25 protein-coding genes and 2 pseudogenes are annotated in these 26,474 nt (G+C 64.1%); 15 read left to right on the top strand and 12 right to left on the bottom strand.

From position 1 onward, the window contains the following. Nucleotides 1-3 precede the first annotated feature (3 nt). The gene (locus IVA88_RS24730) at nt 4-267 is read right to left on the bottom strand and encodes a hypothetical protein (protein ID WP_247499763.1); all 264 of its coding nucleotides are present in this window, start codon (nt 265-267) and stop codon (nt 4-6) included. 186 nt (nt 268-453) lie between these two features. Further along, complete coding sequence (locus IVA88_RS24735) at nt 454-1,938, bottom strand: aldehyde dehydrogenase family protein (protein ID WP_247500405.1); 1,485 nt, start codon at nt 1,936-1,938, stop codon at nt 454-456. Nucleotides 1,939-2,051: 113 nt separating this feature from the next. Here IVA88_RS24735 and IVA88_RS24740 point away from each other — a divergent pair, with 113 nt between their 5' ends. Beyond that, nucleotides 2,052-3,134: a substrate-binding domain-containing protein gene (locus tag IVA88_RS24740; protein ID WP_247499764.1), complete on the top strand. Its 1,083-nt coding sequence runs from the start codon at nt 2,052-2,054 to the stop codon at nt 3,132-3,134. A 33-nt stretch (nt 3,135-3,167) separates the two neighbouring features. Here IVA88_RS24740 and IVA88_RS24745 read toward each other — a convergent pair whose 3' ends face one another. Further along, nucleotides 3,168-3,743, bottom strand: coding sequence for a hypothetical protein (locus IVA88_RS24745; RefSeq protein WP_247499765.1), 576 nt, complete (start codon nt 3,741-3,743; stop codon nt 3,168-3,170). 148 nt (nt 3,744-3,891) lie between these two features. On the opposite strand from IVA88_RS24745, the pseudogene IVA88_RS24755 reads away from it, so the two are divergent. Together IVA88_RS24755 and IVA88_RS24760 are read left to right on the top strand one after the other, a co-directional pair. Then, nucleotides 3,892-4,829 (top strand): annotated as a pseudogene (locus IVA88_RS24755) (LysR family transcriptional regulator). Between the two features lie 130 nt (nt 4,830-4,959). Then, the gene (locus IVA88_RS24760; RefSeq protein ID WP_247499768.1) at nt 4,960-5,907 is read left to right on the top strand and encodes a helix-turn-helix domain-containing protein; all 948 of its coding nucleotides are present in this window, start codon (nt 4,960-4,962) and stop codon (nt 5,905-5,907) included. A gap of 37 nt (nt 5,908-5,944) precedes the next feature. On the opposite strand, the gene IVA88_RS24765 is transcribed toward IVA88_RS24760, so the two are convergent. The 5 genes from IVA88_RS24765 to IVA88_RS24785 all read right to left on the bottom strand — a co-directional run bounded on the left by IVA88_RS24765 (nt 5,945) and on the right by IVA88_RS24785 (nt 8,715). Then, on the bottom strand, nt 5,945-6,529 hold the full coding sequence (locus tag IVA88_RS24765) for a TIGR00645 family protein (protein ID WP_247499769.1): 585 nt from the start codon (nt 6,527-6,529) through the stop codon (nt 5,945-5,947). Between the two features lie 34 nt (nt 6,530-6,563). Continuing rightward, the gene (locus tag IVA88_RS24770) at nt 6,564-7,196 is read right to left on the bottom strand and encodes a TerC family protein (RefSeq protein ID WP_247499770.1); all 633 of its coding nucleotides are present in this window, start codon (nt 7,194-7,196) and stop codon (nt 6,564-6,566) included. A 6-nt stretch (nt 7,197-7,202) separates the two neighbouring features. Next, entirely contained in the window at nt 7,203-7,556 is a 354-nt protein-coding gene (locus IVA88_RS24775; RefSeq protein ID WP_247499771.1) for a hypothetical protein, read from the bottom strand. A 2-nt stretch (nt 7,557-7,558) separates the two neighbouring features. After that, nucleotides 7,559-8,032 carry a TerB family tellurite resistance protein gene (locus IVA88_RS24780; protein ID WP_247499772.1) on the bottom strand — a complete coding sequence of 158 codons (474 nt, stop codon included), beginning with the start codon at nt 8,030-8,032 and terminating at the stop codon, nt 7,559-7,561. Nucleotides 8,033-8,334: 302 nt separating this feature from the next. After that, nucleotides 8,335-8,715: a nuclear transport factor 2 family protein gene (locus IVA88_RS24785; RefSeq protein WP_247499773.1), complete on the bottom strand. Its 381-nt coding sequence runs from the start codon at nt 8,713-8,715 to the stop codon at nt 8,335-8,337. 171 nt (nt 8,716-8,886) lie between these two features. On the opposite strand from IVA88_RS24785, the gene IVA88_RS24790 reads away from it, so the two are divergent. The 7 genes from IVA88_RS24790 to IVA88_RS24820 all read left to right on the top strand — a co-directional run bounded on the left by IVA88_RS24790 (nt 8,887) and on the right by IVA88_RS24820 (nt 17,385). Further along, nucleotides 8,887-10,647, top strand: coding sequence for an MOSC and FAD-binding oxidoreductase domain-containing protein (locus IVA88_RS24790; protein WP_247499774.1), 1,761 nt, complete (start codon nt 8,887-8,889; stop codon nt 10,645-10,647). Nucleotides 10,648-10,662: 15 nt separating this feature from the next. Then, nucleotides 10,663-11,259, top strand: coding sequence for a redoxin domain-containing protein (locus IVA88_RS24795; RefSeq protein ID WP_247499775.1), 597 nt, complete (start codon nt 10,663-10,665; stop codon nt 11,257-11,259). A gap of 49 nt (nt 11,260-11,308) precedes the next feature. Further along, entirely contained in the window at nt 11,309-12,775 is a 1,467-nt protein-coding gene (locus tag IVA88_RS24800; RefSeq protein WP_247499776.1) for a PLP-dependent aminotransferase family protein, read from the top strand. 74 nt (nt 12,776-12,849) lie between these two features. Then, on the top strand, nt 12,850-13,476 hold the full coding sequence (locus IVA88_RS24805; RefSeq protein WP_247499777.1) for an FMN-binding negative transcriptional regulator: 627 nt from the start codon (nt 12,850-12,852) through the stop codon (nt 13,474-13,476). 107 nt (nt 13,477-13,583) lie between these two features. Beyond that, entirely contained in the window at nt 13,584-14,411 is an 828-nt protein-coding gene (locus IVA88_RS24810) for a class II glutamine amidotransferase (protein ID WP_247499778.1), read from the top strand. Nucleotides 14,412-14,431: 20 nt separating this feature from the next. Next, nucleotides 14,432-15,658 carry a carboxylate-amine ligase gene (locus IVA88_RS24815; protein ID WP_247499779.1) on the top strand — a complete coding sequence of 409 codons (1,227 nt, stop codon included), beginning with the start codon at nt 14,432-14,434 and terminating at the stop codon, nt 15,656-15,658. Nucleotides 15,659-16,245: 587 nt separating this feature from the next. Beyond that, nucleotides 16,246-17,385: a glucuronate isomerase gene (locus tag IVA88_RS24820; RefSeq protein WP_247499780.1), complete on the top strand. Its 1,140-nt coding sequence runs from the start codon at nt 16,246-16,248 to the stop codon at nt 17,383-17,385. 6 nt (nt 17,386-17,391) lie between these two features. Here IVA88_RS24820 and gor read toward each other — a convergent pair whose 3' ends face one another. From gor to rpiA, 3 genes are read right to left on the bottom strand one after another with little or no spacing between them, the layout of a single operon-like run. After that, nucleotides 17,392-18,780 (bottom strand): glutathione-disulfide reductase, encoded by a 1,389-nt coding sequence (gor, locus tag IVA88_RS24825; protein ID WP_247499781.1) that lies wholly within the window; start codon nt 18,778-18,780, stop codon nt 17,392-17,394. A 46-nt stretch (nt 18,781-18,826) separates the two neighbouring features. Beyond that, nucleotides 18,827-19,339 carry a DUF2059 domain-containing protein gene (locus IVA88_RS24830; protein WP_247499782.1) on the bottom strand — a complete coding sequence of 171 codons (513 nt, stop codon included), beginning with the start codon at nt 19,337-19,339 and terminating at the stop codon, nt 18,827-18,829. Nucleotides 19,340-19,341: 2 nt separating this feature from the next. After that, nucleotides 19,342-20,055, bottom strand: a complete 714-nt coding sequence (rpiA, locus tag IVA88_RS24835) for a ribose-5-phosphate isomerase RpiA (protein ID WP_247499783.1) — start codon at nt 20,053-20,055, stop codon at nt 19,342-19,344. A gap of 177 nt (nt 20,056-20,232) precedes the next feature. On the opposite strand from rpiA, the gene IVA88_RS24840 reads away from it, so the two are divergent. From IVA88_RS24840 to IVA88_RS24860, 5 genes and pseudogenes are all read left to right on the top strand, one after another. Further along, nucleotides 20,233-20,931: an HAD-IA family hydrolase gene (locus IVA88_RS24840; RefSeq protein ID WP_247499784.1), complete on the top strand. Its 699-nt coding sequence runs from the start codon at nt 20,233-20,235 to the stop codon at nt 20,929-20,931. Nucleotides 20,932-21,061: 130 nt separating this feature from the next. Further along, a pseudogene (locus IVA88_RS24845) lies at nt 21,062-21,550 on the top strand (hypothetical protein). Between the two features lie 107 nt (nt 21,551-21,657). Further along, nucleotides 21,658-22,692, top strand: coding sequence for a GTP 3',8-cyclase MoaA (moaA, locus tag IVA88_RS24850; RefSeq protein ID WP_247499785.1), 1,035 nt, complete (start codon nt 21,658-21,660; stop codon nt 22,690-22,692). A gap of 169 nt (nt 22,693-22,861) precedes the next feature. Next, the gene (locus tag IVA88_RS24855) at nt 22,862-23,443 is read left to right on the top strand and encodes a TRAP transporter small permease subunit (RefSeq protein ID WP_247499786.1); all 582 of its coding nucleotides are present in this window, start codon (nt 22,862-22,864) and stop codon (nt 23,441-23,443) included. Between the two features lie 27 nt (nt 23,444-23,470). Further along, nucleotides 23,471-25,126 (top strand): TRAP transporter large permease subunit, encoded by a 1,656-nt coding sequence (locus tag IVA88_RS24860; protein WP_247499787.1) that lies wholly within the window; start codon nt 23,471-23,473, stop codon nt 25,124-25,126. A 177-nt stretch (nt 25,127-25,303) separates the two neighbouring features. On the opposite strand, the gene IVA88_RS24865 is transcribed toward IVA88_RS24860, so the two are convergent. Further along, on the bottom strand, nt 25,304-26,392 hold the full coding sequence (locus tag IVA88_RS24865; RefSeq protein WP_247499788.1) for a TRAP transporter substrate-binding protein: 1,089 nt from the start codon (nt 26,390-26,392) through the stop codon (nt 25,304-25,306). Between the last annotated feature and the right edge of the window lie 82 nt (nt 26,393-26,474).

The following is a 26,474-nucleotide window of genomic DNA, read 5'->3' on the forward strand; positions in this document are numbered from 1 at the left end:
GCGCTAGCGGATGATCGTCGTCAGAGACGAGTAACGCCTGTTCGGCTTGGCCTCGCCCGGCGCGAACTGCGCGAAGGCCTCGCTGACCCGGACCGCCGGCGGCGTGTCGCCGGCGAAACGAAACTCCTTCGGCCGCGGCGCGTAGAAGCTGGCGCGGTAATAAGTGTCGTCGAAGCGCGCCTCGCCGACCCCGAATAGTGCGTCGCAGGCGAACAGGAGCGCATACACCCCTGCCACCGCGACGACGATCTCCCTGAGAACTGACATGCCGATCCCCATCCTTTTGCAGGCAGGATGCACGCCGGTTCCAAAGCCGGGGTTTAAGGCCGCACGGTTCTTGTGCGCAGGGTTTGCCGCGGCTGAGCGGAATGCAGACAATCTTATCGATCTCGAAAAAAGAGCCCGCCTGACCAGGTGATCAGGCGGGCTCCAGGCTTGGCCGCTCGGGAGGTATCAGACGGCCAGGTTCATCCACACAGCCTTGGGCTCGGTGAAATTGTCGAGCGCGGCGGTGCCGTGCTCGCGGCCGAGGCCGGAGTCGCGCTCGCCGCCCCAGGGCAGGCGCACGTCGGTATAGCCATAGGTGTTCATCCAGACCGTGCCCGCGCGCGCGCGCTTGGCGAAGCGCTGCAGCTTGCCGATGTCGCGGCTCCAGACGCCGGCGGCGAGGCTGTAGGCCGTGCCGTTGGCGATCCTCAGCGCATCGGCCTCGTCCTTGAACTTGATGACGCTGACGACGGGGCCAAAGATCTCCTCCTGCGAGATCCGCATCTCGTGCGCGACATTCGCGAACACGGCGGGGCTGATGAAGTAGCCGCGATCGCCGACCTTCTCGCCGCCGGTGACGAGGGTCGCACCCTCCTTCCGGCCGATGTCGACATAGTCGAGGATCGACTTCATCTGCTTCTCGGAGATGACGGGACCGAGCACCGTCTTGCGGTCGAGCGGATCGCCGATCCTGAGTGACTTCGCGCGCGCCGCAAGTCGCTCGACGACCTCGTCATAGGCCTTCTCCTGCACCAGCACGCGAGAGCCGGCCGAGCAGACCTGGCCGGCATTGAAGAAGATGCCGGAAGCCGCAGCTTTCGAAGCCGCTTCGAGATCGGCATCGTCAAAGATGACGTTGGCCGACTTGCCGCCGAGCTCGAGCGAGACGCGCTTGAAGTTGCTTGCGGCGCCCTTCATGATTCCGCGGCCCACACCGGGAGAGCCGGTGAAGGTGACCTTGTCGACGTCAGGGTGATTGACCAGCGCGTCGCCGACGACGCGGCCGGGGCCACTGACGACGTTGAAGACGCCCGCCGGCAGGCCGGCCTCAAGCGCGAGCTCGGCGATGCGCAGCGCCGACAGCGAGGTCAGCTCGGCCGGCTTCATCACGATGGTGCAGCCGCAGGCCAGCGCCGGCGCAAGCTTCCACATCCCGATCATCAGCGGGAAATTCCAGGGCACGATCGCCGCGACCACGCCGACCGGCTCGCGCACGGTGTAGGTCAGGGCGTCGTCGCGCACAGGCACGACGTCGCCGCTGATCTTGTCAGCCCAGCCGGCGTAGTAGATCAGCGTGTCGACGGCGGCCGGGAAATCCTGGCGCAGCGTTGCCGAAATGGGCTTGCCGGCGTCGATCGATTCGATCTCGGCGATCTCGTCGCCGTGCTGCTTGAGCAGCTCCGCCCAGCGCAGCAGGATCTGACCGCGCTCGGAGGCCCGCATCGTCCGCCACGGGCCTTCAAACGCCCGCCGCGCGGCGGCGACCGCATGCTCGACATCGGCCTCATTGCCTTCGGCGACGATTGCGATGACCTGCCCGGTGGCCGGATTGAGCGACTTGAAGGTGCGGCCGGAACTGGCCGCGACGCGGCGGCCATCGATCAGCAGATGCTGCGGTGGGGACATGAACTCGGTCGCCGGCGAGTGTGCAAAGTCATATGCAACAGACATCATATTTCCTCCAGTTCTGGTATACCAGAGTAGGTGCCTATTGACCGGAGTAAATATGATATGATTTGCAAATGGGCGCCCCATATATGAAGCGTAGTTCATAAGGACAAGAGATGCTTCAGATCGAGATCGAGGCCGTCTGGCGGTTTCGCCGCGAGGGCAATCCGCGTACCGCCATCATCATGCTCGGCGTCCTCAACGAAATCAGGAGGACCGGGAAGATCACCAGCGCGGCCAAGGACGCACACCTCTCGTATCGCCACGTCTGGAATCTGATCGAGCAATGGTCGGAATTCTTCGGCACGCCGCTGGTCGAAACCCAGCGCGGCAAAGGCTCGAAACTCACGCCGTTCGGCGAGCGACTGGTGTGGGCGGGCGAGCGCATGCAGGCCCGGCTCGGACCTCAGCTTGAGAATCTGGCGCAGGAGCTGGCGAGCGAGATCAAGCCATTCCTCGAACAACGCCCGTCGGTGATCCGCGTTCATGCCAGCCACGGCTTTGCGGTCGCAAAACTGCGCGAATTCCTCGACCGCGAGCCCGGCATCGGCGTCGATCTGCGCTATGTCAGCAACCAGCATTCACTGGTCTCGCTGGCGCAGGGGGCCTGCGACCTCTCCGGCCTGCATCTGCCGCACGGCGCGCTACGCGCCCAGGGCATCAAGGCGGCGCGCGAATGGCTCGACCCGCGCGAGGATCGCATCATCAACTTCGTCACACGCGAAATGGGATTGATGGTCGCGCGCGGCAATCCGCTGCGCATCGCTTCGCTGGATGATCTCACCGGACCAAAAGTCCGCTTCGTCAACCGCGACCACGATTCCGGCACGCGGCTTCTGTTCGACCAGCTGCTCGCGGCAAACGGAATTGACGAGAGCCGCATCAACGGCGCGCAGCAGATCGAATTCACCCACGCCGCGGTCGCGGCCTATGTCGCGAGCGGCATGGCGGATGCGAGTTTCGGCGTCGAAGCCGCCGCCCGGCATTTCGGTCTCGATTTCATCCGGCTCCTCACCGAGGATTATTTCTTCGTCTGCAAGCGCGCGTTCCTGGACACCGGGCCGATGCAGCGCATCCTGGAGATCATTCGCAGCGCCGATTTTCGCGCGGCCGTCGCCACCCTGCCCGGCTACGTGCCGTCGGACACGGGCACTGTCACCGGCGTGAAGGCGTTTCTGGAGATGCACGCCGTGCGATGATGCCGCCCGGCGCGCTCGCTTTGTCGGTGCCGGTCAGGTCGCCGGCTCGCCCTTCAGCGCCGAGATCACCTGCTCGCCTTGCGCGGTCAGGCGGTACGTCACCAGCGGACGGCTCGACGGTGGTTTTCGCGCGAGCTCGACGATGTAGCCGCGCACCATCAGGGCTTCAAAGCTGCCGTAATCTCCGTACATGCTGATCTGGTTGTGCCTGAGCAGCTTGAACTCACGCAAGAGACGTATCTCGTTACCCGACAGCAGCGAGCGGCGCACGCGCTGAACGAACCGCGCACGCTGCTCGAACCAGGCCTGGTCCGGCAGTTCGTGCGAGGCCGGTGCCGGGTCCCGTTCGCAGGGACGCGCGTCCTGCGCAATTTCGACCCTAACCTGCGGCAGGCACGGCATGCTGCTGCTGACAACCGCGTCCTTCGCGATGTCGAGCAACGCGAGCGGCCAGCGCCGCTTGTTGTCGACCATCACAGGCGGAGGCACGACGTTGTCGCGCACCAGCTGTTCGAAGCGTCCGGCGGTCACGCCGACATAGGCCGCCGCGCGACGGCGATCGACCAGGCGGGTCTCCCGCGCCACCTCGCAAACAATGTTCTCGTCCACCCCAAATCCCCTGGCGCCTCGTTGCGCAGGCACGGCGCCCCAGCCAAGCCGCGGCGAACCTAGGTGGAACCAGCGCTCTCGAAAAGCACAGAATTTCGTACATGTTGATGCCGTTTCGGCAACAGCTATAGTTCGGCCCGCGGGTCCCATGCGCTTTCACTCACCGGCCATCCAGTACTTCCATGCCGTCCGCCGCACCGGCTCGATCCGAGCCGCGGCGCGCGTGCTGAACGTTGCCTCGTCGGCCGTAAGCCGGCAGATTCTCAAGCTTGAACAAGAGGTTGGATCACCTTTGTTCGAACGCTCGGCGCGCGGCCTGACGCTGACGACGGTCGGCGAGATGTTGGCCCGGCACGTCATGAATGTGCTCCAGACCTCGACCGCTTCCGCTCGGACGTCGCGTCTCTGTCGGGAGCCTGGCACGGCACCGTCAGCATCGCCTGCATCGAGTCGCTCACGAAGTCGGTGCTGCCGGACCTGATCGCCTCGCATCGCACCCGCGCCCGGCGTGTCAGCTTCACCACGGAGGTGAAGGGATCGTCGGATGTGCTGGAAGCCCTGAGCCGCGGCGAGGCGGACATCGGCATCGCCATGGCGCTCCGCCATCCGCCGGACCTGCGGCAGGTCGCCTTGAAACGGTTTCGCCTCGGCGCCGTTGTCGCACGCGAGCATCCGCTGGCGCGCCGCAAGATGGTCACGCTGCCCCAATGTCTCGCCTTTCCCGTCATCCACGCGCTGCCGGAGCTGTCGATCTATCATCTGCTCCAGCCGCTGATCGCGCAGCTCTCCGAGACGCCGGAGCCGGCCATCCAGGCCAACTCGATCGATCTGATGCGCGAGCTCGCCGCGCGCGGCGTCGGCGTCGCGTTCCAGACCCAGCTCGGCATCGGCAGGCTGTCGCGCGACAGCCGGCTCGTCTTCCTGCCGCTCGATAATGCCGGCAGCCCGGTATGGTCCGACCTCGGCATCTACGTTCGCGCCGAGCGCACCCTGCCCGCCTACACGGACTCCTTCCTCCAGGACCTGGTGCGCGAACTCGGCGAGCGCGAGCGGCGGGAAAACGCGGCGCACCCGCAGATCGCCTGAACAAACAAAATCAACTTTCGATGCGCTTCGACGTGATCACGCCGGCAGTAGTTTTCCGGAATATAGCCGATGGGTGACCATTGATACCTTCCTCGGACCTGCTCAACTTTGACGCCGCAAGGATCCCGAAATGCCGCCACGCCGGCTCAAGCCTTCGCGAGTCCTCGGCATCGAGCGTTTCTCGGATTTTGGCGAGTTTCGCGCCAATGAGGTGCTCGGCCTCGGCATCAGCACGCCGCTCCATCCGCGCGAATTCTCTCTGTCTCGCGCCATCCTGCCGCTCCAGGATGGGCTGTTCGTGCTCCAGCGCTCCTTTGCACGGCGGTTCGAGGCCGAGATCGGCACCGACAATGGCGTCGGCCTCGTTGTCCCCCTCACCTTTCACTCCATCGCCAACGGCCGCGAGGTCGATAGTTCAACGATTGCCGTCATGCACGGCAAAGCCCCCGTCAACGCGATCGAGCACCATCCCAACACCTACCTGATGCTGCGCTTCAACTCGGACATGCATCATCGCGGCTGGGCGGATTTCGACAGGGGCATCGCATATGTTCGCGCGCAGGACGATCCGATGGCGCGCTTGCGCGCCGCTATCCTCGAGATGTTCTCGCTGGCCTCGGCGTGCAACGATCCCCGGCAATTCGAGGCGCTCAACCGACCGATCCAGGAGACGCTGCTCGCCTGCCTCGACGACACCCTGGCACCGGCCGGCGGGCTGGCCGCGCGACGCGGATCGTTCGCCAAGCACCGCAAGCTGGTCGCACGCCTCGACGAAATGGTCGTGTGGTCCGGCAGCAAGGCGCTCTACAGTGACGACCTCGCCTCTGCGCTCGGCGTATCCGTGCGCACGCTCCAGACCGCCACGCACGCGGTGCACGGCATGAGCCTGCACCACTATCTGCGCCTCAAGCGGCTGTGGTCCACGCGCATCCAGCTCATGGTCGGAGGCGACGGCATGAGCGTCAAGGCCGCAGCACTCGGCAACGGCTTCTGGCACCTTGGTGATTTCTCGCGCGGCTACAGATTGGCGTTCGGCGAGACACCCTCCGAGACGCTGGCACGGGGCCGACGTCCCTGAGCGCAGCCTTCGGCCTTTGAGAGGCCGTCTGTCACGCTCAGCCGTGGCCGGCTCCCTTGCGTTGACCGCTCTCGCTGAGGCGGTCGACCCAGGCGATGCCGATCGCGGAGATGATGAAGGTCAGGTGGATCAGCACCTGCCACATTACGCCGCTCTCTGTGAAATTGCTCCGCGTCGTGCCGAGATTGCCCGCCTCGATAAAGGTCCTGAGCAGCGAGATCGAGGAGATGCCGATGATCGCCATCGCAAGCTTGATCTTGAGCACGCTGGCATTCACGTGGCTGAGCCATTCCGGCTCGTCCGGATGACCACTGAGGTTCAGGCGCGAGACGAAGGTCTCGTAACCGCCGACGATCACCATCACCAGCAGGTTCGAGATCATGACGACGTCGATCAGCCCGAGCACGACAAGCATGATCTGCTGCTCGCTGGCGTCGAACGAGTGCACGACCAGGTGCCAGAGCTCTTTCAGGAACAGCAGCACATAGACGGCCTGCGCGACGATCAGGCCGACATAAAGCGGGACCTGCAGCCAGCGCGAGCCAAAGATGAGTTGGGCAAACGGGCCGATTTGCGGCGCCGGCAAGGAATCCGCCGAAGGTGCTTTGGGTTCGGACGTCATTGATCACTCCGGATTGCAGGCAAGAAGCGTTGCCTTACAGGCTTGCGATGACGGGCGCGAGCTCGAGCGAGCCGCGATAGATCATCTCAAAGGCGACGTAGACGATGATAGCGAGGCCGACATAACCGATCCAGCGCTGCTTCTGGAGCACGCGGCCGAGCAAATCGGCGGCGACGCCCATCAGCGCGACCGACAGCAACAGGCCGAAGGCGAGGATGTAGGGATGCTCGCGCGCGGCGCCCGCGACCGCGAGCACGTTGTCGAGCGACATCGAGACGTCGGCAGCGACGATCTGCACGGCTGCTTGACCGAAGGTCTTGCGTGGGACAGGAGCAGCGCCGCCGCCGCGGCTGAACGCGAGCTCGTTCGCATGCGCGGCCTGCTCGCGCAGCTCGCGCCACATCTTCCAGCACACCCAGAGCAGCAGCACGCCGCCGGCAAGCAAGAGGCCGATCACTTGCAGAAGCTGGGTCGCGACGCCGGCAAAGACGATGCGTAATGCGGTGGCGGCCATGATGCCGACGACAATGGCGCGCCGGCGCTGCTCGGCCGGAAGGCCGGCGGCGGCAAGGCCGATGACGACGGCGTTGTCGCCGGCGAGCACGAGGTCGATCAGGATGACCTGAAGCAGCGCGGTCAGCGCTTCGGTGGTGATGATTTCAGTCATGATTGATCATTTTTTTGGTGGGGACGGATCGAGCCATTGCGGCTTCTTCCGCTCGACCCAATCCAAAACCTTGGCGCGCGAGGAGCGCAGCGCCGGCACGTCTTCTGCGAGCAAAGCGAGGCCGAGCGGCAGCATCCAGATGCCGAGCACCGGCAGGAAGGAGAGCACGCCACCGACAATGAGCAGTGCGCCCGAAGGGATTCTCACCCAGCGGCTGGACGGCTTGAGCAGATAGGTGACGGTGTCGCCGATGCGCGGCGGCAGGCGATGGACGAGCTTGTCGAGGCGCGGGTCGCCGCCGGCCATCTGGCCGGTGGTGCCCTTGGCCTCCGTGCTATCCTCGTCCGACGCTACACTCATGCTCACTCCTCGGCGGCTATGCGCTGTTCGGCACGTACCGTGCCGGGCGCCACCCGCTTTGCGCGCGGCAGCACCAGCGTTAGCAGGCGCAACAGCTTGATTGCCTGCAGTTCATGGGGATGCACGTCCTCGTCCGCGGCCGCGACGCGCTCCGACAATTCCATGAGATGAGACGACAACGGCAGGTCCGAAACCGGACGCAAATTGTCGATCACCACATTGGCGAAATCCGGCTCCTCGAGTCGTTCGGCAAGCTCGTCGAACGTCGCGTAGAGCCGGTCGTCCGAGATGTGCGGCGCCAGCTTGCGATCCCGGATGAACCGGACGACCTCGTCGCGTTCGACCGGCGAAACTTGCCGGTCGGCGACTGCAACCAGCGCGCCGACGATCACCAGCGCCACCGCTGCCTGCTCGTTCAGGCTGGACGGCTCGGTGATCTCGATCTCGATCGGATTTGAATGCTTGGCGTCAGACATCGTTGCTCCCTTATCTTGCGAAATGACCGCACGGAGCTGCGATGGGGACGATTGGGTCGGAGAGACTCTCAAGAAGGCCCGACGATCGGCCGATCCATCGCATTCGCGCGGGACAGGTCATCCGACATCACGAGGTTTTGCCGACAGCGTCGGCTTCCTCGCCAGAGGGGCCCGGATTCTTGTTCCTTTCACACATAAAGACGGGCCAGTCGGAATCAAGGCGATGAGACTGCGACCAGCCGCCGCATCGGGTTCCGTGTTGGTCTATTTGGCACGCGCGTCGTCATTGCGACGGAGCCGTCTCACCCCACCCGCTCGACAAGATGCGCCCGCGAGGGCGACGGTTCGAACCTGTCGCCGAAATACTGCGTCTCGTGCGCCACCTGACCGTCACAAAATTCCATGATGCTCACCACGTAAGACGGCACCCCGTCATAGGTCAGCACGAATTCACTCACCCAGAGATCGTTGCCGCCGACGATCCGCCGAACCGTGAAGCGCTTCTTGTTCGGCTGCACGAACCGACTCTGCTGGATATTCCTGCGACCGCGGATGCGCTCGCCGGATTGCGGATAGTCGAGCACCGCGTCCTCACGATAAATATCGTGCTCGGCCTCGAAATCATTCGCATCCGAAGCGTCCCAATGGCGCTGGAGCGCGGCCAGCTTGCCCTGATCATCCATCGTGATCTCCCGTCTTTGCGGACTATGTTCCCGTTACGCCATCTCAGATTGGCGCGCAGGCAGCCGGCGACAAGGCTTGCTCGCAACCTCTAACAACGACTAACGAGCCAAAAACCTGGTCCGGATGCAAGGATGACCATAGAGCCGCGCAGTCACGATCGGGAACACGCAATGGCACGTCTGCTTTCGGTCAATGTCGGCCTGCCGCGCGACGTCGCCTGGCATGGTCGGACCGTCCACACCGGCATCTGGAAGTCACGGGTCAAAGGGCCGCGCAGGGTGCGCCGGCTCAACATCGATGGCGACGGCCAGGGCGATACGGCCGGTCATGGCGGCGAACATCGTGCCGTCTTCGTCTATCAGGACGACTCCTATCGTTACTGGCAGGAGCATCTGGGTCGATCGAATCTGGTCCATGGCCAGTTCGGCGAGAATTTTACGGTCGAGGACCTCGCCGACACCAACGTATGCATCGGAGACCGCTACAGGATCGGCGCTGCCCTGTTCGAAGTGACGCAGCCGCGCGTCACCTGCTACCGGCTCGGCATGCGCATGGACGAGCCGAACATGGCTGCGCTGCTCGTCAGGCACGGCCGCCCCGGGTTCTATTTCCGCGTGATCGAGGAAGGCGACGTCGAGGCCGGGGACGAGATCGCGCAGGTCGCCGCCGGGCCCGAGCGCATGAGCGTGTTCGAGATCAACGCGTTGCTCTACATGCCGCCTCATCCGCGCGAACGGCTGGAGCGCGCGTTGCGGATTCCCGCGTTGAGCCGCGGCTGGCACCGTTCCTTCGAGGCGCTGCTCGAGCAGCAGCGCAAGGAGAACAAGGCCGCGGGAAACGCCGGACTTGGGCCGGCGGCGAGCCCATCTCCGGCCTGGCGCGGGTTCCGGCCGTTTCGCGTGGCGCGCAAGATCGCCGAAAGCGGCAACGTGACGTCGCTGATCCTCGAACCCGTTGACGGACAGTCAGTGGCGGCCGCCCTGCCCGGTCAGTTCGTCGTCATCAGGCTCGAGCCTTCCGCTGCGCAAGCGATGACGCGCAGCTATTCGCTGTCGAGCGGCTCCGATGCCGCGTCTTATCGCATTAGCATCAAGCGCGAGGCGCACGGCGCCGCCAGCCATTACATCGCCGACGAGCTGCCCGCCGGCGCGCCCGTGCAGCTCGGTGCACCACGTGGCAGTTTCACGCTACGAGCAGGGGCGCGGCCCGTCGTCCTGCTGAGCGCCGGCATCGGCGTCACCCCGGTGCTCGCAATGCTTCACGCGCTCGCTGCGGAAGCGACGACGCGGGATGTGTGGTGGCTGCACGGCACCCGTAACCGGCGCGAACATGCGTTCGCCGCCGAGGCGCGCGGACTGTTGGCCCGGCTCGCTCGCCATCACAGCCATATCTGCTACAGCGCACCCGATCCGGCCGATCGCCTGGAGGCGGACTTCGACACCGCCGGCCATCTGGATGTGCGCCTGCTCGAGAGGCTCAACGTGCCGCGCGATGCGGACTTCTATCTCTGCGGACCGTCCGCGTTCATGAGCGATCTCACGGCGGGCCTGGCGAATTTGGGCGTCTTGCCCGATCAAATCCACACCGAATTGTTCGGCGCCAGGCCAGCCCTAACGCCCGGCATCGCGGCTTCGCCGTCAACGCCGGCACATATGCCGGTCGGCGTCCCCGGCCCCGGCCCGATGGTTTCGTTCGCCCGCAGCGGCCTCAATGTCTGCTGGGGACCATCCTACGCCAGCCTGCTGGAGCTGGCCGAAGCATGCGACGTCCCCGTGCGCTGGTCGTGCCGGACCGGCGTCTGCCACAATTGCGAGAGCGGGCTGATCGCGGGAGCGGTCAGCTATGCGCCGGATCCGCTCGACGGACCGGCGGACGGCAACGTCCTGATCTGCTGCTCGCGGCCCCGAAGCGATGTCGTGATTGATCTGTGAAACTGGGAGAGCCTTATGCGACCTGACATCATACCGGGAGCAAGCTTCCCGGATTACGAGCTCAGCGACCACACCGGCAAGCACCGAAAGCTCTCCGAGCTGCAGGGTGGCGACCCCATGGTGCTCGTGCTCGGCCGCGGCGGATTTTGTCCGAAGGATCGCCGCCAGGCCGAAGGGTTGCTGCAACTCCATCGCGAGATGGAGGTGGGCTATTGCCGGATGGTCACGATCACCACCGACAACATCACCCAGACCCGCGAATATCGTAGCGGCGTCGGAGCACACTGGCCCTTCCTCTCGGATTCGCGGCGCCTCGTTCAGAAGGATCTCGACGTCGCCGAATACACCGACCCCGTCCACAATCCGATGATTCCGCACGTGATCGTGCTGGAGCCCGGCCTCATCATCCACAAGATCTACAACGGCTACTGGTTCTTCGGCCGTCCGACCGTCGAGGAGCTTCGTCAGGACCTCAGGGCGATCAGCATGAGGTGCCGGCCGGATTGGGACATCGCGGCGCCCGGCCTCAGGGCGCTGTGGGACCAGGGCCGCAAGGAGCATTTTTATCCCTACGGCAAGGCTTACGTCGAAACTCTCGGCGAACGGGATTAGAACCACATTCCGACATCGTCCGCTCGGGCGAATGCCGGCTTGAATGTGGATGATCCGGATGAAGACCAATCCCGCTCCCGGTGCCGGCCGCATGGGCGCGCGCCAGATCTACGAAGCCCTGAGGGATCAGATCATGGCGCGAGTGTACGGGATCGACGGATTGCTGCCGTCCTCGCGCGCGCTGGCCGGCGAGATGGGCGTGGCCCGCTCGACCGTCACCGTCGCCTACGAGCAGCTCGCCGCCGAAGGTTTCATCGAGACACGCCATGGCGCGCGGCCGCGCGTGGCCCGCGCCGTCGTCGAGCGGGGACGCACGCGCATGGCGTCGCGGCCCTCGGCGCGGAAGGTGCGGCTGTCGGCGTTCGGCGAACGGCTGCTTCAAGACCCGCCGCGCTGGACCGAGCCGCCGCGCGGCCACGTCGCGAACTTCCGCTATGGCGAGCTTGCGTCGTCGGATTTCCCGGTGCTGGCATGGAAGAAGGCCGTGACTGCTGCGATGGCCCGCAAGCCCGAGCGGCTGGCCTATGACGACCCCCGAGGCGCGCTGCGGCTGCGGACCGCGCTTCAGGGCTATCTGTGGCGGTCGCGCAGCGTCCGCTGCGAGGTCGATCAGATCGTCGTCGTGAACGGCTCGCAGCAGGGCCTCGACATCTGCGCGCGCCTGCTGCTCGACGCCGGCGACCGCTTCGTGATGGAGGATCCCGGCTACCAGATGGCGCGGCACACTTTTGCGGCGACGGGCGCCGAGACGATCCCGATCCCCGTCGATGCGGATGGACTGGAGACGGCGCGGCTCGACGGCGTCGAAGCCCGCCTCGCCTATGTCACGCCGTCGCATCAATATCCGCTTGGCGGCGTCATGCCGATCGGACGCCGGCACCAATTGCTCGCCTGGGCCAGGACAAACGACGCCTGCGTGATCGAGGACGATTACGACAGCGAGTATCGCTACGACACCAAGCCGATCCCGCCGCTGCATACGCTGGAGGGTGGCCACAACGTGATCTATCTCGGCACCGTCTCCAAGACGCTCTCTCCGACCTTGCGGATCGGCTATCTGGTGGTGCCCGCCGCCCTGCGATCCCTGTTCGCTGCCGCCAAGCAGATCACGGACCGGCACACGCCGCTGATCGAGCAGGACGCCCTCGCTTCGATGCTCGAAAGCGGCGCGTACGACAGCCACGTCAGGCGCGTGCGCCGGCGCAACGCCGAACGCCAGCGGGCGCTGCTCGACGCACTTCGCCGCCGGTTCGGGGATCGCGTCCGGATCGAGGGCACGGCCGCCGGCCTGCACATAGTGGCGTGGTTCGATGATCTGCCGCAGAAGCGTGAGGACGCGTTGATCAAGGCGGCGCGCGCCAGGGGCATTGGCATCTATCCCGTCTCGGCATTGTTCGTCGGACCTCGCCGACCGCGGAAGACAGTCGGCCTCGTTATGGGCTATTCGGCGCTGGAGGTCGCACAGATCGAGCGCGGCTGCAGGCTTCTCGCGCAAGCCGTCGCCGAACTGGACTGATGAAATATACAATAACTGGCAGTTTGTCACAGACCAGATTCCGGCTATCTTCAGACCGACACCAGAGATAGACCATGTACATCCCTCCCGCCTTCCAAGACGACATCGACAGCATCCGGGCGACCATTCGCGGCGCCCGCCTCGCCAGTCTGGTCACGGCCACCATCGAAGGCCCGGTCGCCACGCCGCTACCGCTCTTTCTTGACGAGAGCGAAGGCGAGCATGGAGTGCTGTACGGGCATGTGGCGAAGGCCAACCCGCAATGGAAGCTGCCGCCGATCGGAGATGCGCTGGCAATCTTCAGCGGTCCCGACGCCTATGTGACGCCGTCCTGGTACGCGACCAAGCAGGAGACCGAAAAGGTCGTCCCGACCTGGAACTATGTCGCGGTGCATGCCTACGGCCCGGTCGAATTCTTCCAGGAGCCCGAGCGCCTGCTCGACACCGTGACGCGGCTCACGAACAGGCACGAAGGATCGCGTGCCAAGCCGTGGGCCGTTACGGATGCCCCCGCCGATTTCATCGCCGCGCAGCTGCGCGGAATCGTCGGCGTGCGCATTCCCGTCGTGCGGTTCGAAGGCAAGCGCAAGATGAGCCAGAACCGTCCCGAGGCCGACCGCGTCGGCGTCGCACAAGGTCTCGCGGCGAGCGAGAGCGCGCATGATCGGGAGGTTGCGCCCCTCGTCCCGGTCCCGATATGAGCGAGGTTCGGCGCGCCAAGGCGGGCATGTAAGGAGGACCGGAACCATCCCGGCGTCAGGCTCGTTGGTGCGTCTCAGCATGCATTCACCGCCTGACAGGAACCCTCATGTGCCGATGGATCGCATACCGGGGCGAGACCACGTCTTTCGAGCCCTACGTCACCGAGCCAGAGCATTCGCTGATCGCGCAGAGCATCCGCTCGCTCCAGTCGACGGCGGGCTCGAATGGCGACGGCTTTGGTCTCGGCTGGTACGGCGAGCATCCGGAGCCTGGGCTTTATCGTGAAACACGCCCGGCCTGGTCGGACGAGAATCTCCGCTACCTCTGCCGCCATCTGCGCTCGCATTTGTTCTTCGCCCATGTGCGCGCCGCCACCGGCACGGCGGTGACGCGGCAGAATTGTCATCCCTTTGCCTGCGGCCAGTGGATGTTCATGCACAACGGCTTCGTCGGAAGCTGGAATCGCCTGCGGCGCAAGGTCGAGGCGCTGATCCCCGATGCCTACTACCCCTCGCGGACAGGCACGACCGATTCGGAAGCGGTGTTTCTCGCCATGATGGGCGCGGGTCTCGAGGCCGATCCGCTCGGCGCAACGCATCGTGTGCTGCGATCCCTCGTCGGCCTCGTCAACGAAGGCGAGCTTCGTGAGCGGCTACGCTTCACCAGCGCCATCGCCAACGGCCGGGATCTCTATGCCTTCCGGGTTGCCGTCAACGACGCCGCCAACACGCTCTATTTCCGCGAGGCTGGCGGCCAGGTCATCGTCGCGTCCGAGCCGTTCGACAAGGAAACGGACTGGACGGAAGTGCCCGCGAATCACGCGCTGGTCGCGCGCGCGTCCGAGAGCGCGAAGATTGTTCCGTTCGACCTTGCAATTTCCAGTGTGGCCGACGCGGAACCGGCCCCTGCCAGAAGGATTATCGCCCGCAGGTAGTACTTTCGCCGGGCGGGACGATGACATTTGCTTCAGACGTTTTGAAACTGCTGCGGCTCGATTCCTCGGACGACAAGCAGCACCTCGTCATTCGCTCGGCCGGCGGACGCGGCAAGGCGGCGGAATATTCGTTCGGTATCGAGGAAGAATACTTCCTCGCTGATCGGCGAACTTTCGAAGTTGCGATCGAAACTCCCAACGCACTGTTCGAATCGGCGAACTGGTCGACCGGCGGCCAGGCGATGCGGGAGATGTTGCAGTCCCAGCTCGAGGTCGCCACCAACGTTCACGTCGACGTCACCGACGCGCGCGAAGAGCTTCGCTTCCTGCGCCGCGAAGTCGCGAACGTCGCGGCACAATACGGCTTCGCGATCATGGCCTGCGGCACGCATCCGACGGCGGTCTGGCGCATGTCACAGCCGAGCCCCAAGCCGCGCTACGAGGAGATGATCGAGGATCTGCGCAGCATCGGCCACCGCAACCTGATGTGCGGCATGCATGTGCACGTCCAGTTGCCCGATCCCGAAAAGCGCATGGCGGTGATGCGAGCGATGCTGCCGCATCTGCCGCTGTTCATCGCGCTGTCGGCCTCCTCCCCGTTCTGGAATTCACACAAGACCGGACTGAAGGGCTATCGGCTCGCCGCCTATTCCGAGCTGCCGCGCACCGGCCTGCCCGAATTGTTCGAGAGCAGGCAGGATTACGACGAATATGTCGGCGCGTTGCAGCGCTCCGGCGTGATTCCGGATGAAAGCCACATCTGGTGGGCGATGCGCCCGTCGATGAAGCACCCGACCCTCGAGCTGCGCGCGCCCGATACCTGCACCTTCGTCGACGATGCCGTTGCCATTGCCTCGCTCTATCGCTGCCTGACCCGCTATCTCTACCTGCGGCCTCATCTGTCGAAACAGATCACCGCGGTCGAACGCGCGATTGCGGTGGAGAACAAATGGCGCGCCCAGCGCTACGGCACCGATTGCATCTTTGCCTCCAAGGACGGGCCGGTCACGATCTCCGAGCTGCTCTCCCGCGTGATCGACGACGTCGCCGGGGACGCAGCCGCGCTGAACTGCGCCGACGAGGTCGAACACTGCCGCACCATTGTCGAGCGTGGCAGCTCGGCTGAATTCCAGCTTCGCGCCTTCCGCGACAATGGGGAGGACATCGCCGCCGTGTCGCGCTGGATCGCAGACGCGACCGTCTCGGGGACGAGCGTCCCGGCCGCAGGCGTCCCTGCGCCGTCATAGCGCCCGCGCAAGCTTCAGGAGCAGCAATGTCGTTCCTGAATTCGGAAGGTCGCGGAGAGAAGGCATGAATCCGGTCAAATGTTGCGCTGGCTGCGGTCATGGACTCATTCCGATGCTCTCGGCCAAAGGACGTGCGGAGCTCAGCTGCCTGTGGTGCGAACTCATCGACGCGCGTGCAGTGGACATGGCGAAGTGGGCTGACAGCCCGTACGGCAAGCCCGATCGGACCGTCCGTCGATCCTTCGAATGAACGGCTTCAGACACCCGGCCGCCGGCATTTAATGATCCACGCGGCTGCACGTCCGCGCCAGAATGCCGACAAATTAGACAAGACACGTCTCGTCACCAGGCTTGCAGAATTGGCGAATATGGCCATGCAGGCTGGCGAAGCGTGTCATCTAACCTCAGGTGCAACCTCGATTTTTCCTCCGCTGGCGGCGGGCCGGAGAGCCTGCGTGCCGCGCGGCGCCCCGACTGGCCCAAAAATCGCAAGGCAGCATCAGGCCTGATTCCCTGCTCCCCCACGAATGGAGCAGCAAATTGCGTGCGCCGAGAAACCGGGTGAGCGGCCCAGATCGGACAATGCCATGAACGTGCATGCCGCCGGCGATCTCAAATTCACCGGCCTCACCCGTCCGGACGGCGCGCCCCTTCGCCTCAACGCTCAGGATTTCGTGGCGATCGATCGCGACCGGAATGCGAAGTTCGAGGCGACGTACCGGCCGCAAGCACTCTACAATCGCGCCAACGAAGGCTTTCACGCCAACAACGAAACCTTCCTGCTGCACGAAGTCGCGACCAATCTGCCGATCTACCGTCCGGACACCGGCCCTACCGATTTTCACCTGCATCTTCCGCCGGGCGGCTTTCAGCTCGTGTTGGTCACCTCGGGCGTGTTCACCTTCGACTATGACGGGCGCTTCTACAATGTCGGCCCCGGCGCGGTGATGCTGCAAAGTGCGATCGTGCACCGCCAGCTGTTCTACACCTGGTCGGGACTGTCGACCGAAGAGAACCTGAAGACGCCGCAGACGGTGGTGCCGGATCCGATCTCCATGGGCTATTCGGGCAAATTCCTCGAAGCCTTCATCACTGATCCGACGACTTTTCCAAATCCGACCATCGTCGGTCCGGACCAGATAGACGAAGCCGAGACGCCGCGTGTGGCCTGGAGCCACTCTCTGCACGATCGCCCGGTCGATGCAGGTTTCTGGCTTCAGGACCCCTTGGCGCTCGACGCGCTGTTCAAGCCGCTGACCGACGGCCCGGTCAAATCGCCTATGCCAATCTTTGTGCGCGATATCGGGATCGAGGCTCCGAGCGGCCATCTCGTCACCGGCCACATCATCGCGACCGACCCGCGTGGCCAGTCACTTTTGCCGAAGAGCACATCGACAGCCGCGGACGCCGCCAGTTTTGCCAAGGGCGAGGTTGCAATCTATCGCGTCATTCGCGGCACGGCCGAATTCAGGAACAAGGCTGGTGAGACTTTCGAGCTCGCGGCCGGCGACGTGGTGACGGCGGGCAAGAACGCGATCTGTCTCACAGGTGTCGGTGAGAACACGCAGGTCCTTCGGCTCGGCCTTCTCACAGGCATGAACGACCTCCGCAGCTGGACGCCGACGCAACGCGACGAGATCGACGGCCTCGCCGGTCAAATTATCACGCAGAAGGACATCCGTCCCCTGCGGACCGAGGGCAAGCCGGTGGGGTATCTCTACGGCTGAGCGGGGTTACTCCGCCGCCTGACGCACGTGGCGGGCGGTCGGGGTGCGCATGGTGACGAGCTCCTCGGCCGCGGTCGGATGCAGCGCGATCGTCGCGTCGAAATCGGCCTTGGTCGCCTTCATCTTCACCGCAATCGCGACGGCTTGCGTGATCTCGGCCGCGGCATCGCCGACGATATGACAGCCGAGCACGCGGTCGGTCGAGCCGTCGACGACGAGCTTCATCAGCACGCGGGTATCGCGGCCCGACATCGTCGCCCTGATGGGGCGGAACGTCGTCTTGTAAATGTCGACTTGGCTGAATTGCGCGCGCGCCTCGGTCTCCGTGAGGCCGACGGTGCCGACCTCCGGCTGCGAGAACACGGCGGTGGGGATGTTGGCGTGATCCACCTGCACCTCGCGCTTGCCGAATACGGTGTCGGCGAACGCATGACCTTCGCGGATCGCGACCGGCGTCAGGTTGAAGCGGTGGGTGACGTCGCCGATCGCATAGATGCTGTCGACAGAACTCTTGGAGAAATGGTCGACCGCGATGCCGCCATTCTTCGGGTTGATGGCGACGCCGGCCTTCTCCAGACCGAGGTTGGCCACCGCAGGATGCCGGCCGATCGCGAACATCACCTGGTCGGAGGCGAGGCTCGATCCGTTCGACAGATGCGTGGTGAATTCCTCGCCGTGCCGATCGACTTTCGTCACCGTGCAGCCGGTGAGGATGGTGATGCCCTGCTTCTCCATCTCGGCACGGACGTGCGTGCGAACGTCCTCGTCAAAGCCGCGCAGGATGTTGTCGCCGCGATAGATCACGGTGACGTCGGAGCCGAAGCCGGCGAAGATGCCAGCGAATTCCAGCGCGATATAGCCGCCGCCCTGGATCACGATCCTCTTCGGCAGCTTGGTCAGGTGAAACGCCTCGTTGGAGGAGATCACGTGCTCGATGCCGGGAATCGAAGCGCCGTGATTGGGCGCGCCGCCGGTGGCGATCAGAATGTACTTTGCGGTGATCTTCCGATCGTTCTCGAGCAGGCGGACGGTGTGCTTGTCCTCGATCAGCGCGCGGCTCTTGACGATTTGCGCGCCCGACTTCTCGACATTGGCGGTGTAGGCCGCCTCCAGACGCGCGATCTCCTTGTCCTTGTTGGCGATCAGCGTCGGCCAGTCGAAGCTGGCGGGCGGAACGGTCCAGCCAAAACCGGCGGCGTCCTCGATCTCATGACGGAAATGCGAGCCGATCACGAACAGCTTCTTCGGCACGCAGCCGCGGATCACACAGGTCCCGCCCATGCGGTACTCTTCCGCGATCATCACACGGGCGCCGTAACCGGCCGCGATGCGGGCGGCACGCACGCCGCCCGAACCGCCACCGATGACAAAGAGGTCGACGTCGAATTCAGCCATTGTCCACTCCGACCTCTTTCAAAGATCTCTCATCAGATAGGAACTGTCAGATCTCCTTGCCACGCTTGCGCATCTCGGCGCGGAAGGCCCCCATCACGGTCTCGGAGAAGTTCTGGGCCCAGGAGTTCATGAAAGCCATGCTCAGCCCGATCGCGCGCGGCTCGGCTTCAATCAGCTTCTTGCCCAGCGGCGACTTGTAGAAGGTGACGAGGTCCTTCAGTTCCTGCTCGGTGAACTCGCTGGCATAGACCTGCGCCATACCTTCACCGATCTCCTTTTCGCGGCCGGTCAGCTGCTGGTTGACGATCCCGGCGACCTCGGTGAGATCCTTCTGGTAGTTGAGGTTCTGCTGGATCAGCGCGATCTTGGTCTTATCGACCAGGCCGGGCACGGCGTTGGCGTACATCGCACTGGCGTTCTTAATCGTGAGGATCTCCTTGGCCGCCGCGACCGCTGCCGGCGACGATTTGGCCGGCTGCTGAGCCACGACCGGGACCGCGCAGAAGGCCAGTCCCACAGCAAGGGTCGCGGCCGGCAAGAATCTGAAAACACTCTTCATTCCTAGTCTCCTTTCGGCTTTCGCCGTTCAATCACGCGAATTCCCTCGCCACCCGCCAAAACAGCCGAGCTGGCCAAGCCGATGAACAAACCATGCTCGACGACGCCGGGGATCGCGCTCAACGCCGTGGCGAGGCGGGCGGGATCCTCAATCTTTTCGAGCTGGGCATCGGCGATCCAGTGGCCGCCATCGGTGACGAAAACGTGGCCGTCCGTGCCCTTGCGGACCGCCATCTGCCCGGAAACGCCGCATTGCGCAAACGCCTTCTCGATCGCGCGACGCGTTGCGCCGAGCCCGAACGGGATGACTTCGACCGGCAGCGGAAAGCGGCCCAGTGTCGGCACCCATTTGGTGTCGTCGGCAATCACGATCATGCGATCCGAGGCGGCCGCCACGATTTTCTCGCGCAAAAGCGCACCGCCACCGCCCTTGATCAGATTGAGTTCGGGATCGATCTCGTCGGCGCCGTCGACGGTAATGTCGAGATGATCGATCTCGTCCAGTGTGGTCAGTGGCACGCCGCAGCGCAACGCATCGAGGCGCGTCGCCTCCGAGGTCGGCACGCCGATCACTTTGAGCCCGGCGCGGACCCGCTCACCGAGCAGCTCGACGAAATGTTTTGCGGTCGAGCCGGTGCCGAGCCCGAGCTGCATGCCGTCACGGACATCCGCGAGGGCGCGCGCCGCCGCCTGCCGCTTCAACTGGTCCATATTCACGTTTGCGCCCGCCCCTGAATTACGCGTGTGCTGCCGGAAAGGCTCGCGGCGGCCTGTGTAGCCTCGTTTTCCATCGGAGAACAGGGTCTGGGGCACAGGCCTTTTGAGACGATCTTATAAGGTGATCTTATGGCTTCGGCCCTTGCGCGGGCTAGGCCGGGCCGGTAGCGCTGGACCATGACCTCCTCCCACACCATCGTCTTCGATCTCGACGGCACGCTTGTGGATACGGCGCCCGACCTGATCACCGCGCTCAATTACGTGCTCGACCGCGAAGGGCTGCCGCCCGTGCCGATGGCCTCGGCCCGCAACATGATCGGCGCCGGCGCCCGCAAGCTGATCGAGCGGGGACTGGAGGCCGAGGGTCGCAGCGTCATGCCCGCCGACATGGACCGACTGACGGCCGACTTCATCGCCTATTACGCCGACCATATCGCCGTCGAATCCCGGCCCTTCGAGGGGCTGGAGGCCGCGCTCGACCATTTTGCCGCCCAGGGCCATCGCCTCGCGGTCTGCACCAACAAGCTGGAATGGCTGTCGAAGCGGCTGCTGGACCAGCTCGACCTGAGCCGGCGCTTCACGGCGATCTGCGGCGCCGACACTTTTGGCGTCCAGAAGCCCGATCCGACCATTTTCCGCGAAACGGTGGCGCGGGCCGGCGGCGAGGTCAAAACCAGCATCATGGTCGGCGACGCCGGACCCGATGTCGGGGTGGCCCGCCGCGCCGGAGTTCCCGTGATCGGGGTCAGCTTCGGCTATACGGATGTGCCGATCGCCGAGCTGAAGCCGGACCGGCTGATCCATCACATGCGCGACCTGCCAGCCGCCGTCAGCAGCCTGATGACTGCGCAGACGCCTCTCAAATCGCTGATATAGCTTTGTTATTTCGCGGAACCCTGCGTTAACCATCTACTAACTATGCGCGGCCCGCCGGTTGCTCGCTCGGAACGACGCCCCTAAGTTTGCCCGGGGATGTGGCGGTTCGTCGCAGTAAAAGTGGATGGTCATGCGTCGTGTCATCGCGATTGCGTTAGCTGGGGCAACCCTCCTGGGGCAACAAGTCTTGCCGGCTGCTCTTCGATGTCTTGGGACATGTTCAAATCGGCGCCGCCGACCGTCCAGATCCGGCTCGAATCCAATCCCGCGGGTGCTGACGCCACGACCTCGCTGGGTGCGGGCTGCAAGACCCCCTGCTCCGTCTCGGTTCCCGCCCCCGACGCCCTCCTTCACGGTCGCTTTCGCGCTGCCAAAATACCAGCCGGCGAGCGTGCCGGTGAACGTCATCAAGAATCCCGGCGATTTCACTACGCTCGCCTCGGTCACCACCGATCCGAACCCGGTTTTCGCGGAACTCCAGCCGGCCACGCCAAAACCGGTCCGCAAGCCGCACCGGCCGAAGAAGCCGAAACCGGCGGCGCCCGCCGCTGCCCCGGCGGCTGCCGCCGCACCGGCCGCGGGCTCGCCGTTCCCCGATCCGAACGCGGGCAAGCGCTGACCTCCGTTATCCCCCAATTGTCTCTGACGCCTCCGATGCTTAGATTGCTTCCATGGCACCGCTGAAGCAAAGCTGCGCCCGTCGCCGCAAGTGACAAGGCATTTGGTATGAACGGACTTTCCGCGAACCCCCGCGCCGCGCTGTCGAGCGCGATGACCGATCCGTTCGGACGGACCATCTCGTATTTGCGCGTGTCAGTCACCGACCGCTGCGACCTGCGCTGCTTCTACTGCATGTCGGAAGACATGACGTTCCTGCCCAAGGCGGACCTGCTGACGCTGGAGGAACTTGACCGGCTCTGTTCGGCCTTCATCGCCAAGGGCGTAAAGAAACTCCGCCTCACCGGCGGCGAACCGCTGGTCCGCCGCAACGTGATGACGCTGGTGCGCTCGCTGTCGCGGCATCTTTCGAGCGGCGCGTTGAGCGAGCTGACGCTGACCACCAACGGCACCCAGCTTGCGAAACACGCAAAGGAGCTCGCCGATTGCGGCGTCCGCCGCATCAACGTCTCGCTTGACACGCTGGACCCGCAAAAGTTTCGCGAGATCACCCGTTGGGGCGAGATGGACAAGGTGCTGGAAGGCATCGAGGCCGCACGCGCTGCGGGCCTGGCGGTCAAGATTAACGCTGTGGCGCTGAAGAACCTCAACGAGGACGAACTTCCGGGCCTGATGCGCTGGGTCCACGGCAAAGGCATGGGGCTGACGCTGATCGAGGTCATGCCGATGGGCGAGATCGGATCGGGACGGATCGACCAGTATCTCCCGCTGTCGCTGGTGCGCGCGCGCCTCGCCCAGCAATTCACGCTGACGGATCTGGCCGAGAGCACCGGCGGGCCGGCGCGCTATGTCAGCGTCGCCGAGACCGGCGGCAAGCTCGGCTTCATCACGCCGATGACCCACAATTTCTGCGAATCCTGCAACCGCGTGCGTGTTACCTGCACCGGAACGCTGCACACCTGCCTCGGCCACGAGGATGCCTCCGACTTGCGCAAACCTCTGCGTGCATCGGAAGACGATTCGCTGCTTGCGGATGCGATCGACCGCGCCATTGGGCTCAAGCCCAAGGGCCACGACTTCATCATCGACCGCCGGCACGACCGCCCCAGCGTCTCCCGGCACATGAGCGTCACCGGCGGCTAGCATCGGCTGGCCGGCCGCGGCTTATTCCCCTTAACTATCAACAAACTTCCGATTGACTGGCGGCACGCTCGCTGGTTTGGTGCGGCAGCCTCATGCCTGCGCGGCGAGACAAGCCAACGCGCCACTCGGCGCAGTCAAGACGGCCGGGGCATATCGGGGAGGACCAATCTTGCAAGCGCTCCTGAAGCTGAGCAATGGAATTGACGCGTTCACACGTTGGACCGGCAAGCGTCTGGCTTGGCTGATCCTGCTCGCCGTCGTCATTTCGGCGCTGAATGCGATCATTCGAAAAACGTTGGACACCTCCTCCAACTCGTGGCTCGAGCTGCAATGGGTGCTTTTCAGCATCGTGTTCCTGCTGTGCGCGTCCTGGACGCTGCTCGATAACGAGCACATCCGGATCGACATCTTCAACAGCATGATGCCGAAGAAGGCGCGCAACGTCATCGACTTGATCGGTCACCTGTTCTTCCTCATTCCGCTGACCGTCGTCATGATGGTCACGGGAATTCCCTTCTTCCTGCGCTCGCTCCAGATCAACGAGCAATCCGGCAACGCTGGCGGCCTGCCGCAATGGCCCGCAAAAGCCCTGATCATGGTCGGCTTCGCCCTCCTGTTCGTTCAAGGCATCTCCGAGCTGATCAAGCGAATTGCGATCATGCGCGGCATGATCCCGGATCCTCACGAGTCGCAGGTGTCCGCACTGGAGGCCGAAGTCGAGCACCTCGTTGAAGCGATCGAAAAGAAGTAGCCGTTGGCGACGGTTTAGGGGGAAGTCATGACCGCGTTTCTCATCGCCAATATGGCGCCTATCATGTTCGCGACGCTCGTCGTCGTGCTGCTGCTCGGCTATCCGGCGGCATTTTCGCTCGGCGCCGTCGGCCTGTTCTTCGCCATCATCGGCGTTCAGCTCGGGCAATTCCACCCGGACTTTCTCCAGGCCCTGCCGGAGCGCGTCTATGGGGTCATGAACAACGACACGCTGCTCGCCATTCCCTTCTTCACCTTCATGGGACTGGTGCTCGAGCGTTCCGGCATGGCCGAGGATCTGCTCGACACCATCGGCCAGTTGTTCGGCACGATCCGCGGGGGCCTCGCCTACGCGGTGGTGTTCGTCGGCGCCCTGCTTGCGGCGACGACCGGCGTCGTGGCAGCTTCGGTGATCTCGATGGGCTTGATCTCACTGCCGATCATGCTGCGCTACGGCTATGACCGCCGCGTGGCGACCGGCATCATCGCGGCCTCCGGCACGCTGGCGCAGATCATTCCACCCTCACTCGTCCTGATCGTGATGGCGGACCAGCTCGGCAAGTCCGTCGGCGACATGTATGAGGGCGCGTTCATTCCGGGCCTGGTGCTCGCAGGCCTCTACGCGGGGTACGCTTTTCTCGTCACCCTGATTTTCCCGAACGCCGCCCCGGGCCTGCCGAAGGAAGCTATCGGCTTCCGCGAGGAGAGCGGCGACCGAGGTCTGAAGTCGCTTGGCGTGCTGTTCCTCGCCAGCTGCGTGTTCGGCTGGTTCATGATGCGGAATTCGGAGACTCACGGCGCGGACTTCGTCGTGCTCAGCATGTTCTTCGGCATCCTCTTCGCGTTCTTCGTCGCCCTCGCGAACTGGGCCATCGACAAGCTCACGGGCTTCCGTTTCCTCTCGAAGATGGCGCAACAAACCACCTTCGTCATGGTGCCGCCGCTGTTCCTGATCTTCCTGGTGCTGGGCACGATCTTCATCGGCGTCGCGACGCCCACCGAAGGCGGCGCCATGGGCGCAGCTGGCGCCCTCATTCTCGGCGCCATGAAACGGCGGCTGACCTGGGACCTCGTTCGTCAGGCGGTCGAATCGACGGCAAAGCTCTCCGCCTTCGTCGTCTTCATCCTGGTCGGGGCCCGCGTATTCTCGCTCACCTTCTACGGCGTCAGTGGCCACGTCTGGGTCGAGCACCTGCTGACCTCCCTGCCCGGTGGCCAGATCGGCTTCCTGATCTTCGTCAACGCGTTCGTGTTCGTGCTGGCGTTCTTCCTCGATTTCTTCGAACTCGCCTTCATCGTGATCCCGCTGCTCGGGCCCGCGGCGGAGCATCTCGGCATCGACCTGATCTGGTTTGGCGTCATCCTCGGCGTCAACATGCAGACGTCGTTCATGCACCCGCCGTTCGGATTTGCGCTGTTCTATTTGCGCTCGGTCGCGCCAAAGGAACGTTATACCGATCGCGTCACCGGCAAACGCATGGAGCCGGTCACGACGGGACAGATCTATTGGGGCGCGGTGCCGTTCGTGGTCATCCAGGTCGTCATGGTGCTGCTGGTGATCATGTTCCCGTCGATGGTGATGCACTACAAGGGCGTGCAGTCCACCGTCGATCCCAACAGCATCAAGATCGAGATTCCGCAGATCGATCTGCCGCCGCTCGACTTCGGCCAGCCGAAGCAATAGAGCGTTTTCGAGCGAAGTGGATACCGGTTCACGTGAAGAAAACGTGTCAAACAAGAATCTAGAGCTATCGGTTCTGATTCAATCAGAACCGATAATGCTCTCGCGCCCGTCCCGCCCGCAAAAATGAACCCGGAGCTTTCGCTCCGGGTTTTTTCGTTTGGCGATCGCGCCTGGCGATCAGCTCTGCGAGTTGCGTGCCATGAAATTGTCATAGCCGACTTCGGCGACCTGGAACCACTGATATCCGTTGTTCGAGAACGCGGTCAGCGATTCATACACCTTCTTGAAGTCCGCGTTGCTGGCCGAGACTTCGGTGTGCAGCTCCTTTGCGGCCTTGAAGCAGGCTTGCATGACCTCCGGCGAGAACGGATGCAGCTTGGCGCCGGCCGCGAGCAGGCGCCGCAACGCCTGTGGATTGGCTTGGTCGTACTTCGCCATCATCCAGTTGTTGGCGTAGTGCCCCGCCTGCTCGAGGATGCTCTGATAGTGCTTCGGCAGCGCATTCCACTTGTCCTGGTTGACGAAGGCGAGCAGCATCGGCCCGCCTTCCCACCAGCCCGGGAAGTAATAATGCGGCGCGACCTTGACGAAGCCGAGCTTCTCGTCGTCATACGGTCCAACCCATTCGGCGGCATCGATGGTGCCCTTCTCCAGCGCCGGATAGATGTCCCCTCCGGCGATCTGCTGCGGCACCGCGCCGAGTTTGGCCATCACCTTTCCGGCGAAGCCGCCGATGCGGAATTTCAAACCGTTGAAGTCCTGGGGCGTCTTGACCTCCTTGCGGAACCAGCCACCCATCTGACAGCCGGTATTGCCGGCAAGCAGCGAGACGACGTTGTACTTTTTGTAGAACTCGTTGAGGATATCCCTGCCGCCGCCCAGCATGTACCAGGCTTGGTTGATGCGCATGTTCGGCCCGAACGGCACGGCCGAGCCGAAGGTGAAGGTCGGGTCCTTGCCGAAATAATAATAGGACGCGGTGTGGCCGATTTCGCAGGTGCCGTTCTGCACGGCATCGAGCACCTGAAGGCCCGGCACGATCTCGCCGCCGGCAAATGTCTGAATCTGGAATTTGTTGTCGGTCGCTTCCGCGACCATCTTGGCCATCATCTCGGCGCCGCCGTAGAGCGTGTCGAGTGATTTCGGCCAGCTCGTCGGCATCCGCCATTTGATCTCGGGCATCGACTGCGCGATCGCGGGAGCGGCGAGCGTCGCGGCACCCGCCGCACCAAGCCCGGTTACCTTGATGAAATCTCTTCTTTTCATGATTTCCTACCCTGATGGATTGTGAGGATGGGCCTTCTTGCCGAGGCTTGGAGCCAGCATGGAACAAGTGCCGCCCGATTTC

The organism is Bradyrhizobium sp. 149 (genome assembly GCF_023073915.1).
GTDB lineage: Bacteria > Pseudomonadota > Alphaproteobacteria > Rhizobiales > Xanthobacteraceae > Bradyrhizobium.

Excerpts from the sequence above, each read along its gene's own strand:
- IVA88_RS24865 (WP_247499788.1), bottom strand. The coding sequence starts at position 26,392 with ATGAAAAGAAGAGATTTCATCAAGGTAACCGGGCTTGGTGCGGCGGGT.
- IVA88_RS24730 (WP_247499763.1), bottom strand. The coding sequence starts at position 267 with ATGTCAGTTCTCAGGGAGATCGTCGTCGCGGTGGCAGGGGTGTATGCG.
- IVA88_RS24780 (WP_247499772.1), bottom strand. The coding sequence starts at position 8,032 with ATGTCTGACGCCAAGCATTCAAATCCGATCGAGATCGAGATCACCGAG.
- IVA88_RS24735 (WP_247500405.1), bottom strand. The coding sequence starts at position 1,938 with ATGTCTGTTGCATATGACTTTGCACACTCGCCGGCGACCGAGTTCATG.
- IVA88_RS24805 (WP_247499777.1), top strand. The coding sequence starts at position 12,850 with ATGTACATCCCTCCCGCCTTCCAAGACGACATCGACAGCATCCGGGCG.
- IVA88_RS24820 (WP_247499780.1), top strand. The coding sequence starts at position 16,246 with ATGAACGTGCATGCCGCCGGCGATCTCAAATTCACCGGCCTCACCCGT.
- IVA88_RS24775 (WP_247499771.1), bottom strand. The coding sequence starts at position 7,556 with ATGAGTGTAGCGTCGGACGAGGATAGCACGGAGGCCAAGGGCACCACC.
- IVA88_RS24790 (WP_247499774.1), top strand. The coding sequence starts at position 8,887 with ATGGCACGTCTGCTTTCGGTCAATGTCGGCCTGCCGCGCGACGTCGCC.
- IVA88_RS24765 (WP_247499769.1), bottom strand. The coding sequence starts at position 6,529 with ATGACGTCCGAACCCAAAGCACCTTCGGCGGATTCCTTGCCGGCGCCG.
- IVA88_RS24840 (WP_247499784.1), top strand. The coding sequence starts at position 20,233 with ATGACCTCCTCCCACACCATCGTCTTCGATCTCGACGGCACGCTTGTG.
- IVA88_RS24800 (WP_247499776.1), top strand. The coding sequence starts at position 11,309 with ATGATCCGGATGAAGACCAATCCCGCTCCCGGTGCCGGCCGCATGGGC.
- IVA88_RS24740 (WP_247499764.1), top strand. The coding sequence starts at position 2,052 with ATGCTTCAGATCGAGATCGAGGCCGTCTGGCGGTTTCGCCGCGAGGGC.
- IVA88_RS24785 (WP_247499773.1), bottom strand. The coding sequence starts at position 8,715 with ATGGATGATCAGGGCAAGCTGGCCGCGCTCCAGCGCCATTGGGACGCT.
- IVA88_RS24810 (WP_247499778.1), top strand. The coding sequence starts at position 13,584 with ATGTGCCGATGGATCGCATACCGGGGCGAGACCACGTCTTTCGAGCCC.
- gor (WP_247499781.1), bottom strand. The coding sequence starts at position 18,780 with ATGGCTGAATTCGACGTCGACCTCTTTGTCATCGGTGGCGGTTCGGGC.
- IVA88_RS24795 (WP_247499775.1), top strand. The coding sequence starts at position 10,663 with ATGCGACCTGACATCATACCGGGAGCAAGCTTCCCGGATTACGAGCTC.
- IVA88_RS24860 (WP_247499787.1), top strand. The coding sequence starts at position 23,471 with ATGACCGCGTTTCTCATCGCCAATATGGCGCCTATCATGTTCGCGACG.
- moaA (WP_247499785.1), top strand. The coding sequence starts at position 21,658 with ATGAACGGACTTTCCGCGAACCCCCGCGCCGCGCTGTCGAGCGCGATG.
- IVA88_RS24770 (WP_247499770.1), bottom strand. The coding sequence starts at position 7,196 with ATGACTGAAATCATCACCACCGAAGCGCTGACCGCGCTGCTTCAGGTC.
- IVA88_RS24760 (WP_247499768.1), top strand. The coding sequence starts at position 4,960 with ATGCCGCCACGCCGGCTCAAGCCTTCGCGAGTCCTCGGCATCGAGCGT.
- IVA88_RS24830 (WP_247499782.1), bottom strand. The coding sequence starts at position 19,339 with ATGAAGAGTGTTTTCAGATTCTTGCCGGCCGCGACCCTTGCTGTGGGA.
- IVA88_RS24815 (WP_247499779.1), top strand. The coding sequence starts at position 14,432 with ATGACATTTGCTTCAGACGTTTTGAAACTGCTGCGGCTCGATTCCTCG.